A 13,648-nucleotide genomic window follows, 5' to 3' on the forward strand; every position below is an offset into this window, starting at 1 on the left:
CTGGCGGGGGGTAGTTGCCTGGATGAGGACTTGGCGCGGGTGATGAAGCGGCACGGCTACCGCCTGCGTCAGGTGATGACGTGGCGGGCCTATGACGATGAGTGGGCCTCTGACCTTGAAGGGGCGCTGCTGGCGGTGCGTGATCCTGACTTGCGGCATGGGTCGGTACACGTAGCCAAGACGGTCAAGTGCAGATGTATTGAGTGCCGCGTGCTGCTGCATCCCCCGGCGAAGAGGGCGGGTTATCTGGAGCGGGGTAGACCGTATCGGGAGTACGGAGCGGAGCGGGCCGGCGCCAATCCGCAGGACCCCGGAGGGGCCGCGTAGCGGTTGGGGCCTGCCAGTCGAAGCGGCCCCACATCGGGTGTTGGCTGTGATGGGGGTCGGTACGTCTTATGGGTGACGTACTGGGCGGGTGTATGTCATCGCGTCGGCTTGGGCCTGGGGCGGCTGCGCGTTCCCGGTCGGCGGGTGCGTTCGGTGCGGCGGGGGCTGGTGCGGTGGGCGGCGGGGTCTGCCCGTTCCCGGTGGGCGGGCGCGGGGCGGGACCGGCGGCCACGCCGCATGCCCGGTCCCGATGTCTGCCCGGCGGGGGCGGGCACGCCCCGCCGGGCGGCGGCGCGGAGCGCTGCCGCCCGTCTTGATACTGATAAGAACAATTCGGCAATTCAGAACTTGGTATCAGCATCGGTGAGGGCCTGAGCCCTGATCTCCTCCGAAGTCATTCCTTTAACGCCTCTCAGGTCCGCGTGCCTCAGGTCCGTGCCGATCAGGTTCGCGTGGCTCAGGTCCGCGCCGATCAGGCTCGCGCCTCTCAGGTTCGCGTCCCTCAGGTTCGCGTAGCTCAGGTTCGCGCGGCTCAGGTACGCGCCGAACAGGTCCGCGCCGAACAGGTGCGCGAGGCTCAGGTTCGCATCGCTTAGGTTCGCGTAGCTCAGGTTCGCGCGGCTCAGGTCCGCGCGGCCCAGTTTCGCGCGGCCCAGGTCCGTCTCGTTCATTTTCGCGTCCCTCAGGGTCGCGCCGAACAGGTCCGCGCCGAACAGGTTCGCGTAGCTCAGGTACGCGTAGCTCAGGTGCGCGTAGCTTAGGTTCGCTTGAATCAGGGTCGCATCGAACAGGTCCGCGCCGAACAGGTCCGCGCCGCTCAGGTTCGCTTGAATCAGGTTCGCATCGAACAGGTCCGCGCCGAACAGGTTCGCGCGGATCAAGTTCGCGCGGATCAAGTTCGCGTCCCCCAGGTCCGCGTTAGGGAAGCGTATTTGTGAAAAGTCGAGTGGTGTGTCATTGGAGGCGGTAAGGGTTTGTGCGGTGGTGAGGGCTGCATAGACATCGGCGGCCAGTCGCGTTTTGGGTGTTGTAATAAATTTTTTCGATGACCTTTTGTGGCACTGTTTTGGTGGTTTCTTCGTTGAGCAAAAGTCGTGGTTGCGGACGAATGCGGTGAGGAGATTGCGGATGGGGGGGCGGTCACGTTCGGAGTCTTTGGCGGTGCGTTGGAGGGCGTAGATGGCGCCGAGTCGTACGTCGGTGGCAGGGGAGGCGAGTTGTTCGACGGCCTTGGTGTAGCGGTCGGTGATCTGGCCTTCTTGGGTGGCTCTGAGGGTTTGGGCGGTGTAGGTGAATCCGTAGCCAGTGAACGTGACACCCAACAGCACACCGGCTACGGTGACGAGTGTGGTGAGTGTTTGAAGGGGGCGTTGGCGGCGGGCGTCGATGAGTTCTTGGCGTTCTTTGGCAGAGAGGGCATCGAGTTCTGCGCGGGTTGGTGGGGTAATGGGCGAGCGGCGGCTGAAAATGCGGCCCAACCATGGCGCGGTGGGTGGTGGCGGTGATGAAGTGGGCGGCTTGTTGTCTATTGGAATTGGGCGACGTGACAGGTTCGTGAAAGTGCGGGTGACTCTGCGCTGCGGGACTGGGCGGCGTGACAGGTTAGGGAAAGTACGGGGGGCGCGACGGTGCGGGCGCGGGTTGGACATGGTCCAACGGTAGGGAATGGGTGATCGGTAGGCATGGGAAGTGGTCATCCCGTTTGGGACGGATTGACTCGCGCCTTTTCGGATGGGGTGTGATGTGCATCACAGGGCAATCCCGTACTAGTAGGGGGTTGTGTATACCCCTGGTGAGGGCGACGCCCACTGTTACCGATGGGTCACATATCGGTCATGAGGGCGTCTACGGCACTTATGGATGTCCGTAACCGCAATCGGTACGCCGTGGGAGGAACCGGCGATAAGGCGTGGCCGTTGGATCATTCACACGTCGCCGATCAAAGGAGAGTCGCAATTGGCACTACAGGGACGCATCCCTGTACGGTTCGAAGACGTTTTTCCCTACGGTTGTTTCGTCGTCGGTCCGGTTACACCGGTCAACGACTACGACGCGAGCACGCCGGGTAAGCCGGTGCCCTCGCGTGACAAGGTGTCCGGTATGCCGGAGTGGAGTGTCCCGGTGCTGGACGCGGACCCTGAGGCCAGGGCCGCTAACAAGACGATCCCGATCAAGATCAGCGCACCTGAGATGCCGGTGCTGCCTGAGCTTCCCCCGGAGATGGCCGCTTTGGGCCTGTCGTTCATTCCCGTGGTTTTCGACGGGATGACAGTGACGCCGTGGATCAGTAACGAGCGGATCGCGTACTCATATCGCGCGACGGGGGTTCGGCCGGTGTCTCCGCCTGTCAAGGCAACCCCGAAGGGCCGCGACCCTATTAACCCGTAAGCGGGTTGGGCGGGGGCCGTCGATGGATGAGGGCGGCCCCCGCATTGTCGGCTCTTTCGTGATCCTGCGGCCTGTCCGCATTTCTCACCGACGATAGGAGGGGTTGTTTTGCTGCGCCGATTGCCGGGCTCGGAAGAGGTCGGCCTTGTTTCGACCACGCCTGAGACGGCGGTGGTGTTCGCGCCGACCGTAGTTCGCACTCCGGCCGTTATCACGCTGCTGATTCTGTTGTGGCGTTTGGTGGTGGGGGTGGTGCATCTGGTGGTGCGTCACCCGGTGGTGTGTTCGCTGGTGGCGGTGACCTCGGGGATGGTTTACGCGCTGGGGGCGCGGACGGCGCTGATCCTGGTGGGGGCGGTGATCTGCGCGGTTAGTACGTGGGCGGGGTTTTGGCCGGTGCTGGGTATGCGGGTGCTGGGCTGGCCGTTGGTGGCGTGGTGGCGGTGGGGGTGGGTGTATCGGCGTCGGTGGGGGTCGGTGCTGGCGGTGACGGGGCTGCGCCGCTCGATCGGCGGGCGCACCTACACGCCGGACCTGTTGCGGGTGTCGTGCTCGTCGTGGGCGGATGTGGTGACGGTGCGGATGCTGTCGGGGCAGTCGGATGAGGACTGGACGGCGCGGGCGCCCAACCTCGCGCATGGTTTCGGTGCGCCTTGGTGTCGGGTGTCGTCGCCTCGGCCGGGTCGGTTGACGCTGACCTTTCCCCGGCGTGACCCGTTGGCCAGGGTGTTGCAGGCGCGGCCGATTCCGGCGCGGCCGGTGGTGGGCACGGTGGATATCGGCTTGTGTGAGGACGGCACCCCGTACCGGCTGAAGGTTCACGGCACACACGTTCTGATCGCCGGGGCGACGGGTGCGGGTAAGGGCTCGTGGTTGTGGGGCACGGTGCGGGGCCTGCTGCCCGCGATGGATGCGGGACTGGCGCAAGTCTGGGGCCTGGACCCCAAGCGCATGGAGTTGAGTTTCGGCAAAGACCTGCTGAACGAGTTTGCCGCGACTCCATTGGAGTGCGTGGAGCTGCTGGAACGCGCGGTGGCCCTCATGCAGGAGCGGGCCAGCCGGTATGCGGGGGTGCGGCGCTCGCACGTGCCGACCGTCGATGACCCGTTCATCCTCGTCATGGTCGATGAGGTGGCGTTCTTGACCGCCTATCAGCCGGACAAGGGTCTCAAGGCGCGCACCATGGCGGCGCTGGCGACGCTGACCACACAAGGCCGCGCGGTCGGCGTCGGGGTGATGGCCGCGTTGCAGGACCCGCGCAAAGAGGTCATGAACATCCGCAACCTGTTCCCCGACAAGATCGCGCTTCGCCTGGATGAGGCCGAACAGGTGGACATGGTTCTCGGCGACGGCGCGCGGGACCGGGGGGCGCTGGCCGACCAGATCCCACACGATCCGGCAGACCCGTCGATCGGGGCAGGGATCGCGTTCGTGCGGTTGGAGACCTCGCCGACTCCGCTGCGGGTGCGGTCGGCCTACGTCAGCGATGACGACATCAAAAACATGATCTTGCGGTACTCGGACGTACGGGAGGCGTGGCGCTGATGGTGCGGGGCGGATATCTGGCCGAGTGGGGCTGCGCGTGCGGGGTGGTGGGTCACATCTTCGTGGATGTGCTGCGCGGGATGGCCGAGTGCCAGGGGTGCGGGCGGCAAGCGGTGCTGTATCCGATGGAGTTCGAGCACACGACGCCGGACGGGGCGGAGCTGGCGGGCGAGTTCGACCCGTACGAGGGGTGGGCGCTCTGACCGACACCGGGCATGAGGCGGGGGTGGTGTCGCGGGCGCTGCGGACGGTCCAGACGCTCGCGACGGAAGTGGTCGAACAGATCGCGATCGAGAACGGGGTGTGTCTGTACCCGATCCCGATGCGGGTGACCGACACGCAAAGCAGTGCGGCGGAGATCGTGCAGTTGCCGTGTGGGGCGACGTTGGAGAGCAAGTGTCCCCCGTGTGCTCGGCGGGCGCGGGCGTTGCGGGCGGTGCAGTGCCGTCAGGGCTGGCATTTGGAGTCTGAGCCGGTGCGGGATCCGGCGGCGGCGACCGATGATCAGCGGGACCTGGTGATGGTGCGGGCCGAGTGGGAGGGCTGGCGCGCTGAGGCGGCGGCGCTGGGTGAGTCAACGGAGGCGATTGATCGGGCGATCGCTGATCTGGATGAGGCGATCGAGGGGGCGGGCCTGCGGGGTGATGTGCGCGGGCGTGCGGGGGCGGTTGCGCGTAAGCGTTCGACGCGGCGGCGTCAGGATGCGCCGGATCTGCCTCGGCGGGTGATGCGGCGTACGACGCTGGGGCAGATGTTCACCGGGTCGGCTGGGCGGGCTTTTCGCCCGTCGATGTTCATCACGCTGACGCTGCCCTCTTACGGGCGGGTGCGTAACGGGGTGCCGGTCGATCCGGCGGCGTATGACTACCGGCGGGCCGCGCGGGACGCGCTGCACTTCGGCAAGCTGGTGGATCGGTTCGTGCAGAACCTTCGCCGGGTGGCGGGCTTCGACGCACAGTATTTCGCGAGTGTGGAGCCGCAACGGCGGCTTGCGGTGCATCTGCACATGGCGGTGCGGGGCACGGTGTCACGGGCGGATCTGCGGCAGATCGTCGCGGCGACCTATCACCAGGTGTGGTGGCCGTCGTGTGATGAGGTGCGCTTCTCTGGTGATCGTTTGCCGGCGTGGGTGGCCAGCGAAGACGGCGCTGCCCTGGATGGTGATCTGGAAGGCGCCGGGGCGTATGTGGACCCCTGCACGGGTGAGGTGTTGCCCTCGTGGGATGAGGCGCTGGATCGGCTGGATGCCGATGATGAGGCGGCTCCGCTGCATGTGGTGCGCTTCGGTGACCAGATGGACATGCAAGGCGTCTTGGCCGGGACGCCGGATGCTGATCAGCGGATTCGCTATCTGGCCAAGTACCTGACCAAGAGTCTTGGCGGGGGTATCGGGGCGGAGGATCACGAGCGGGCGGCGCATGCGGCGCGGCTGGTGGAGGCGCTGCGCTATGAGCCCTGCTCGCCTCGGTGCGCGAACTGGCTGCGCTACGGGGTGCAACCGAAAGACGCGAAACCCGGCATGGTGCCGGGCCGGTGCCGGGGCAAGGCGCACAAGCCCGAAAACCTCGGCTACGGCGGGCGGCGGGTGCTGGCCTCACGCAAGTGGTCGGGCCGGTCCCTGAGGGAGCACCGGCAGGAGCGGCGGGCCTGGGTGCTGGAAGTGCTGGGCCTGGCCGAGACGGGCGACGGGGGCCGGGAGGTGGGCCGCTACCTGTGGCGCCCGGTCCGGGCTGGGGATACCTCGCTGCCGACTCGGCGGGTGCGGCTGCTGCGGGAGGTGGCACGGGCGCAAGCCTGGCGGGCGCATCTAGCGGAGTTGCTGGCGCGGGCGAATGACCCGCCGCCCATGTCCGAGAGCTCCCTATCAGGAAATGTCGATGTCCTGATAAGGGGGTGAAAACACGGGACTTAACAGGTAGATATATCTGAATCCCAACACTTGGGAGGTGTGGCTGTGGGATTCGATTTCGAGAGGTTCATAGAAGGGATTTCGTGGTTTCACTGGGGGGTGTTCATCGTCTGCGGGCTGGTGATGCTCGTCAGTTCGGTGCGTAGGGCGGTGGAGTGGTGGGGCGATAGGGCATGGCGTAGCACGCGGGGGCTGTCGGAGTCGGACGCGAGGGAGTTGGAGGCCGACCAGCGGGCGCGGCGGGCATTGGATGAGAGTCGCAGTCACTACGACCACAGAAACCCATTTTAGAGAAAGGATCGGTATTCATGCTGGATGAGTGGGGCGCGGTAGATGAGTGGGCCACGATAATGGTCATTGCGTTATCGGCGCTGGTGATGTGGTCGCTGGTGATGTGGTTGAGGTATCGGCGAATCCGGGAGCAGCGAATCCAGCGCATGCAGTACCGGCGCCGGGGTCCGGTCCTGCCGTTGGCGTCACATCATCTGCCGTCATCGACCGGAACGACGTGGCCGGTGCGGACATACATCGTCGGAGTCATCAATGCCGATGAAGAGCCACAAGAAATGCAGGAATGGCGGGTGACCTGGCCGCAAGCACGTGACTGGGCGGCGGAGAGGTCCAAAAAAGCCGACGTCCGGGAAGCGTGGGTCATTTTCGATGACGAAGCGGGACGATCCTCGACGGTGTGGTCCTGGAAGAACGGGCAGGGGGTGAGCCGACAGGCGTACCCGTGGCGGTGGCAATCCCGAATCGACTCATAGCCCAACGATGGATACGCAGCCAAGGAAAGGGACGATGTAGGTGACGTTGGCGGTTGCACTGAGGACGATACAGACGCATTTCGCGGCGGTAGTGATCCGTAGCCGAGTGACTGAGAAAACGGCAGATCAATCAGCGCCCGAATCATCCACTATCGACAATTCAGGCAACACGTCGCCGAATGAGGCAGATCAAAGGACCTTCCTTTTTGAGGGGGGGACGCACCTAGAGGACGGGTCGGCGGGGCCGTCGTGGTCGCTGCATGCGACGTGGGATCAGGTGTCGCACTGGGCGATGGTGGAGTGTGAGCGGCCTGGGGTGGCTCAGGCGTGGGTGGGACACATGACGGGGGAAGGCCGACGTACCTGGGGTTGGTCGGCGGGGGTCTCTAGGCGGGCCACCGGGGAGGGAGAAGAGTAGATGGATCTCGTGACGTGGCTGACGTGCATAGCGCTCTCGCTGACGATCGGCCTCAAGATCCACTTTATTTTCCGGAGCGAGGAGGAAGAGGATGAGCGTGATCATCACTAGGTGTGCCTGCGCCCGATAGGTCCAGTCGGCAGGTGGTCAGGCGCCCCAGGGGGACGGGCGAAGCGCCATAGAGCTGCTCGGGTGGGTGGGCGGGTTGGCTCGAAATGGAGGCACACCAAACTCCTGACTACCGTCAGTAGTCAGGGGCACGTCAAGCACATGCGGCCAGTAGTGACAGGGAGGGGTCTGCGGCGGGAAGGGCTCGGTCAACGACACGCGGGGAAGGGATCGAGAGCGAAGACGGCAACGGCGAGTATGCGGAGTTCATCAAGGCCATGGTGGATGGCTGGCCTCCGCTGACCCAACGGCAGAGTGACCGCCTGGCGCTGCTGCTGAGAACAACGCGATAGCGTGAAACGTAAGGGGCCGCCCCCGCTGAGCATCAATCAGCGGGGGCGGCTTCATTGTTGCCTCGTTGCGGGGGTCACTTCCTCGGCGTGATGATGACCCGTTCATGGATGGGGGGCCTTCGTCCGCGTCCGACCGGAACCAAAGTGATCGTTGCCAGTAGCTTGATGATCTCGCGTTTGTGGCCCAACGTCAGACTCTCCCACGTCTTGGCGACGTCGGTGGTGGACACGAAGTCAGCCAGCGGGCTCTGTGCGGACGCCTCGGACAGGTCGGCGTGGATGGCGCTGATCCGTGCCTCTAGCGTTGCCGTGATCGTCGCAAGCTGGCTGGCATCGATCGCCCGTTGGCCAAACAGGAGGGCCGCGTCCTGCTTCTGTGCCTCAAGGGTTACCAGTTCATCCCGTAGTGCCTGGATGTCCAGATCGGGGCGTGTGGTGGGCAGTAGCTCGGCGACGTCTGCCCGTGACAGGCGCGCGATCATGACGTCTTGTACGTACCTGTCGGTCTCGATGGCCGGGGTGGAGCAGTGTCCCTTTGAGCCGCACCGGTAGTAGGGGCTTCCCGCGATGTATCGCACGCGGCCCGTAGAGCCGTCGTTACACAAGCCGCACTGAGCAATGAGGCTGTTTAACCACTTGGGCGTGTTCCCGGCGGCGGTCTTGCGCGCGGGGTCTTTAAAGATGGTGATGATCGCTTGGCGGCGGTCTTCCTCGATGATCGGCGTGTAGGCGTTCCTTTTTACGATCTCGCCGTTATAGACGGTGTGGCCGGACACGCGGGGGTTTGTCAGAATCTGGATGATCGTACGGGAGTGCCATCCCTGGATCTCGATCTCCTTGCCCTTGCGTCGCAGGGTCCGCCCGTCCGTCTCGGCTGGGGTCGGCACGTTACGCCGGGCAAGATCGGCGAGTATCTGATTCATCGGGATTCCGGCCAGTACCGCCTGTTCCCATCGCTTGATCTCGGCTGCCTCTTTCGGGTTGTGCTGGCTCATATCGAGAACGGGCCGGTCTTCATAGACTCGATCGGCCACGGGGGCTTTGGGGTTGACGCACACAGACCTAACACGGCCGGTGTCCACTCCCCACCCGTAGGGCCGGACTCCTCCGCCCCATACGCCTTGCCTGGCCTGGCGCTTGCGGGCGTCGGTGACTCGCTCGCCTCGGTGGTCGCTCTCGTACTCGGCGTTCAGCGTGTCGTTGATCAGGTCTTTGCGACCGGCGGCCTTGTTGAGGTTGTAGAAAGAACCCTTCATGCCGCTGTAGAGCTTGACGTTATGGGCACGCGCGATCTTGATGAATCGCGATACCTCCTCAACTGAACGGTGTAGGCGGTCGGCATGCCGGACGATGATCAAACCGATCCGGTCGGCTTCCATGTCGGCAAGGAGATTCATGTAATCCGGGCGCTCGACGCCGGAGAATGCCGAGACGTCATTGTCCACGTAGGAGTGAGAGATCGTCTCCCCTAGCTCGTCGGCGGACATTTCGTTCTCGTGCTGCTGGGTCTCTACCCCTTCGCCTGCGCCGCGCTTGTCGTGGGAGATGCGAGAGTAATCAACGGTCATCCTGCGCTTGGTCGTCTGGATGCTCTTTTCCAGTACGCGACTCACCAGTGCCCTCCCCGTGTCCGGCTTTTCTTTATATGCCCCAATTTATTAGCCGGGAAGACGACCACGATGCGAATGATCCTGGGGCTCGACGCCCCCACCGGCGGCACCGCGACGATCCGCGGGCGCCGCTACGCCGACCTTCCCTTCCCCCTGCGCGAGGTGGGGGCCCTGCTGGACGCCCGCGCGGCCCACCCCGGCCGCCGCGTCCTCGACCACCTGCTCTGCCTGGCGTACGGCAACGGCATCACGCGGAGCCGGGCCGAGGAGGTCCTGGAGTTCGTCGGCCTCCAGGAGATCGCCGGCCGCCGGGCGGGGACCCTCTCCCTGGGCATGAGCCAGCGGCTCGGCATCGCCGCGGCCCTGCTCGGCGACCCCGCGGTGCTGATGTTCGACGAGCCGGTCAACGGCCTCGACCCCGAGGGCATCAGATGGATCCGCACCCTGATGCGGGACCTGGCCGCCGAGGGCCGCACCGTGCTGGTCTCCAGCCACCTGATGAGCGAGATGGCGCTGACCGCCGACCACCTGGTCGTCATCGGCCGCGGCCGGCTCATCGCCGACACCGGGCTGGAGGCGTTCACGCGCTCGACCGGGCACCGGACCGTGCTGGTGCGCACCCCGGACGCCGACGAGCTCGCCCACCGGCTGCGCGACGCCGGCGCGTCCGTACGGCCCGGCACCCGGGACACCCTGGTGGTGGAGGGGCTGGAGGGCGCGGACATCGGCCAGATCGCGATGTCGCACCGGGTGGTGCTGCACGAGCTGACACCGCGCCGGTCCTCCCTGGAGGAGGCGTACATGGACCTCACCCGCGACAGCGTGGAGTTCGGCGTCCTGGAAGGAGCCGGGCGATGAGCGCGTCCCCCGCGTCTTCCGCGTCTTCCGCGTCTTCCGGATCTCCCAGGCCTTCCCGATCCCTAGGGTCCGCCGGACCTTCCGGGGCGGCGGGGGCTTCCGGATCCGCCGGCGGGCAGGTCCGGAGGCTCTCCGGCGGATTCATCGGCGATGTCCTGCGTTCGGAGTGGACCAAGTTCCGCAGCATCCGCTCCACCGTGTACGTGCTGGCCGGCGCGTTCCTGGTCGCCGGTTGCTACGCCTTCCTGTTCGGCACCGCCAACGGCCGGGCCTACGCGGCGGGCTCGGCCGCGGAGCGGGCCTCCTTCGCCCCCGTCGACTCCGCGTTCCGCGGTCTGATGCTCGCCCAGCTACTGGTCAGCGCGACGGGCGCACTCGTCGTGACCTGCGAGTACGCCTCGGGCACGATGCGGACCAGTGCCGTCGTCGTGCCGTGGCGCGGGCGCCTCGTCATCGGCAAGGCCGTCCTGGTGGCCCTGGTCATGCTCGTCTGCGGGCCGCTCGTCATCCTCGTCTCCGTCCTGGTCAGCCAGGCGGCGCTGGCCGCGCAGGGCGCTCCGAGCCTCGCCCCGGCCGATCCGGGCGTACCGTGGATGATCGCCGGCGGTGGGCTCTACATGACCGCGATCGGCCTGTACGGCGTCGCCATGGGTTTCCTGCTCCGCAGGACCGCGGGCGCGGTCAGCCTCGGGTCGTTCCTGCTGTTGCTCCCGGCCATGGCCCCGCTGTTCCCCGAGGGCGTGGCCGGATGGGTGCTGACCTACTGGCCGACCAGCGCGGGCGGGCGCGTCTTCGCGCTCGACCCCCCGATTCCCGGCGCGCTCTCCCCGGCGGCGGGTTTCTCGGTGCTCGCCGGGACCGTGCTGGCCCTGCTCGTGGCCGCGTCCGCCCTGTTCCGGTCGCGGGACGTCTGACGCCCGCCCGGCGCACGCCCACGGCACCCCGGACCCGGCGGGCGCGGCGTGCCCGTCCCTATCCTCGGGAGAAGGGCACGCCCGGAGAGCACCGGGGCCCGTGAAGGGGAACCCATGGACGACGGACACCGGCTGCTGGTGGTCGACGACGAGCCCGTGGTGCGGGAGCTGCTCTCGGCCACCCTGCGCTTCGCCGGCTACACGGTCGGCTCCGCCGCCACCGGGGCCGAGGCCCTGGAGGCCGCCTGGCACGAACCGCCGGACCTGGTGCTGCTCGACGTGATGTTGCCGGACATGGACGGCTTCGAGGTCATCCGCCGCCTCAGGGAACTCCCCGGACCGCCGGGGGGCGGCCGTCCCGGCCAGGTGCCCGTGCTGTTCCTCACCGCCCGCGACGCCGCGCAGGACAAGGTCAACGGACTCCGGCTGGGGGGCGACGACTACGTGACCAAGCCGTTCGACCTGCGGGAGCTGCTCGCCCGGATCGAGGCCGTGCTCCGCCGCAGCGGGGTGCTCCCCGACGACCGGACACTGCGGGTGGGCGACCTGGAGGTCGAGCCCGACGGTCACCGGGTGACCAGGGCCGGACGGTCCGTGCGGCTGTCGCCCACCGAGTTCCGGCTGCTGCACTACCTGATCCTGAACGCCGGGAAGGTGGTCTCCAAGGCGCAGATCCTGGAGCACGTCTGGCGCTACGACTTCGCCGGCGACTCCAGCATCGTCGACACCTATGTGAGCTACCTGCGGCGCAAGGCCGACACCGTCGGACCCAAGCTCATCCACACCGTGCACGGCGTGGGCTACGTGCTGCGCGAGCCCCGGCCGTGACGGGGGCCGCGGCGCGGTCGAGGGGGCTGTCGCTCCGCGCCCGCCTCCTGCTGATCACGACGGCCCTGCTGGCGGCCGGGCTGGCGGTGAGCAGCGTGGTCGCGATCGCCACCCTCCGGTCCCACCTGATCGACCGGGTCGACGAGCGGCTGGTACCGCTCGCCACGGTGCTCTCCCGGCTGTCGCCGGAACTGCTCCCCGCGTCCCGTTCCGGCGTGCCGCGGACGCGGTCCCCGATCGGGCTGGACCTGTTCGACCGGGCGTACGTCGCCCTGCTCGCCCCCGACGGGACGCTCCGGGACCACCGGATGCTGCCGGACGGGGACCCGGGCCGGGGGCCGCTGCTCCCGGCGCTCGACGCCGCGGCCGTCACCCGGTCCGGGGGCAGGCCCTTCGACGTACCGGGAAGGGCCGGCGACGGGAGCTGGCGCGTCCTCGCGGTGCCGCGGGCCGCCCCGTGGCCGTCGCCGGACGGGGCGGCGGTCGGGTCGCCGGACGGGGCGGCGGTCGGGTCGCCGGACGGGGCGGCGGCGCGGGGCGGCGACGGCGTCGTGGTGGTGGCCGTGTCGCTGGAGGGGGTGAGATCCACTCTCGGCCGGTTGGCCCTGGTCTGCCTGGTCACCGCGGTCGTCCTGCTGACCCTGCTGGCCGTCGCCGGCTGGTTCGCCGTACGCGCGGGGCTGCGGCCGCTGCGCAGGATCGAGGAGACCGTCGCCCTCGCCGAGGGCGGCGACCTGTCCCGCAGGGTTCCCGGCCTGGCCGCGCCCGGCACCGAGGTGGGTCGCCTGTCGGACGCCCTCAACGGCATGCTCGCCCAGCTCGAGAGGGCCTTCGCCGACCGGGAGGAGTCGGAGGCGCGGATGCGGCGCTTCGTCGCGGACGCGGGCCACGAGCTGCGCACACCGCTGTTCGGGATCAAGGGCTTCTCCGAGCTGCACCGGATGGGCGGCCTGCCGGACGTCGACCGGGCCATGACCCGCATCGAGAGCGAGGCGGGGCGCCTGGTCCGCCTGGTCGAGGACCTGCTCCTGCTGGCCCGGCTGGACGAGGGCGAGAGCGCCCTGCGGATGGAACTCGCCCCCATGGACCTGCGGACGCTCGCCGCCGACGCCCACCACGACCTGCTCGCGCTGAGTCCCGCCCGCCCGGTCGCCCTGACCGGCCCGCGCGGCGGCCCCGCCGAGGCGGCGCCGGTCCTCGGGGACGAGGCCAGGTTGCGGCAGGTGGTGACGAACCTCGTCGCCAACGCCGTCACCCACACCCCGCCGGACGCCCCGGTGCGGATCGGCGTCGGCACGGACGGGGAGGAGGCCGTGCTCGTGATCGAGGACGGCGGCCCCGGGATGACCGCCGGGCAGGCGGCCCGCGTGTTCGACCGCTTCTACCGGGTGGACGGTTCACGCAGCCGCGACGCCGGGGGTGGGGCGGGCCTGGGGCTGGCCATCGTCCGCTCCATGGTGGCCGCGCACGGCGGCCGGGTGGAACTGCGCACCGCCCCGGGCCGGGGCGCCCGCTTCCGGGTGATCCTTCCATCGCACCCCGGACGCGGCGACCGGCCGGCACGCCGCCACCCGGAGCGCGATCCTTGACGTGACCTTGGAACACGAGGGCGATTACCCAGGGTGA

General features: G+C 67.8%; 12 protein-coding genes. 10 read left to right on the forward strand and 2 right to left on the reverse strand.

The window, feature by feature from the left end; all coding sequences use genetic code 11:
* Positions 1-327, forward strand: a 327-nt coding sequence (locus AB0G16_RS05400; protein ID WP_362798978.1) for a hypothetical protein, incomplete at its 5' end; no start/stop codon positions are given.
* Between the two features lie 341 nt (positions 328-668).
* Here AB0G16_RS05400 and AB0G16_RS05405 read toward each other — a convergent pair.
* On the reverse strand, positions 669-1,805 hold the full coding sequence (locus AB0G16_RS05405) for a pentapeptide repeat-containing protein (protein ID WP_362798981.1): 1,137 nt from the start codon (positions 1,803-1,805) through the stop codon (positions 669-671).
* A 478-nt stretch (positions 1,806-2,283) separates the two neighbouring features.
* Here AB0G16_RS05405 and AB0G16_RS05410 point away from each other — a divergent pair, with 478 nt between their 5' ends.
* The 5 genes from AB0G16_RS05410 (at position 2,284) to AB0G16_RS05430 (ending at position 6,933) form a co-directional block, all read left to right on the forward strand.
* Positions 2,284-2,715: a plasmid replication, integration and excision activator gene (locus AB0G16_RS05410; protein WP_362798983.1), complete on the forward strand. Its 432-nt coding sequence runs from the start codon at positions 2,284-2,286 to the stop codon at positions 2,713-2,715.
* Between the two features lie 108 nt (positions 2,716-2,823).
* Positions 2,824-4,260: an FtsK/SpoIIIE domain-containing protein gene (locus AB0G16_RS05415; RefSeq protein ID WP_362798986.1), complete on the forward strand. Its 1,437-nt coding sequence runs from the start codon at positions 2,824-2,826 to the stop codon at positions 4,258-4,260.
* On the forward strand, positions 4,251-4,463 hold the full coding sequence (locus tag AB0G16_RS05420; RefSeq protein ID WP_362798989.1) for a hypothetical protein: 213 nt from the start codon (positions 4,251-4,253) through the stop codon (positions 4,461-4,463). The genes AB0G16_RS05415 and AB0G16_RS05420 overlap by 10 nt, the downstream gene beginning before the upstream one ends.
* A complete protein-coding gene (locus AB0G16_RS05425) occupies positions 4,451-6,157 on the forward strand; it encodes a replication initiator (RefSeq protein ID WP_362798992.1) in 1,707 nt (568 codons plus the stop codon). Before AB0G16_RS05420 ends, AB0G16_RS05425 begins: the two co-directional genes overlap by 13 nt.
* A gap of 320 nt (positions 6,158-6,477) precedes the next feature.
* A complete protein-coding gene (locus AB0G16_RS05430) occupies positions 6,478-6,933 on the forward strand; it encodes a hypothetical protein (RefSeq protein WP_362798995.1) in 456 nt (151 codons plus the stop codon).
* Between the two features lie 953 nt (positions 6,934-7,886).
* Here the strand turns inward: AB0G16_RS05430 and AB0G16_RS05435 are convergent.
* A complete protein-coding gene (locus AB0G16_RS05435; protein WP_362798998.1) occupies positions 7,887-9,425 on the reverse strand; it encodes a recombinase family protein in 1,539 nt (512 codons plus the stop codon).
* Here AB0G16_RS05435 and AB0G16_RS05440 point away from each other — a divergent pair.
* The 4 genes from AB0G16_RS05440 (at position 9,351) to AB0G16_RS05455 (ending at position 13,611) form a co-directional block, all read left to right on the forward strand.
* A complete protein-coding gene (locus AB0G16_RS05440) occupies positions 9,351-10,280 on the forward strand; it encodes an ATP-binding cassette domain-containing protein (RefSeq protein WP_362799607.1) in 930 nt (309 codons plus the stop codon). The genes AB0G16_RS05435 and AB0G16_RS05440 overlap by 75 nt on opposite strands.
* Before the next feature lie 197 nt (positions 10,281-10,477).
* Positions 10,478-11,194 (forward strand): hypothetical protein, encoded by a 717-nt coding sequence (locus AB0G16_RS05445; RefSeq protein ID WP_362799001.1) that lies wholly within the window; start codon positions 10,478-10,480, stop codon positions 11,192-11,194.
* A gap of 114 nt (positions 11,195-11,308) precedes the next feature.
* Positions 11,309-12,022 carry a response regulator transcription factor gene (locus AB0G16_RS05450; RefSeq protein ID WP_362799004.1) on the forward strand — a complete coding sequence of 238 codons (714 nt, stop codon included), beginning with the start codon at positions 11,309-11,311 and terminating at the stop codon, positions 12,020-12,022.
* The gene (locus AB0G16_RS05455) at positions 12,019-13,611 is read left to right on the forward strand and encodes a HAMP domain-containing sensor histidine kinase (RefSeq protein ID WP_362799007.1); all 1,593 of its coding nucleotides are present in this window, start codon (positions 12,019-12,021) and stop codon (positions 13,609-13,611) included. The genes AB0G16_RS05450 and AB0G16_RS05455 overlap by 4 nt, the downstream gene beginning before the upstream one ends.
* Positions 13,612-13,648: the final 37 nt, after the last annotated feature.

The organism is Streptosporangium sp. NPDC023615 (assembly GCF_040640155.1).
Classification (GTDB): Bacteria; Actinomycetota; Actinomycetes; order Streptosporangiales; family Streptosporangiaceae; genus Streptosporangium.

What these genes read in the sequence shown, in the direction of transcription:
- AB0G16_RS05430 (WP_362798995.1), top strand. Translation starts at nt 6,478, where the DNA reads ATGCTGGATGAGTGGGGCGCGGTAGATGAGTGGGCCACGATAATGGTC.
- AB0G16_RS05450 (WP_362799004.1), top strand. Translation starts at nt 11,309, where the DNA reads ATGGACGACGGACACCGGCTGCTGGTGGTCGACGACGAGCCCGTGGTG.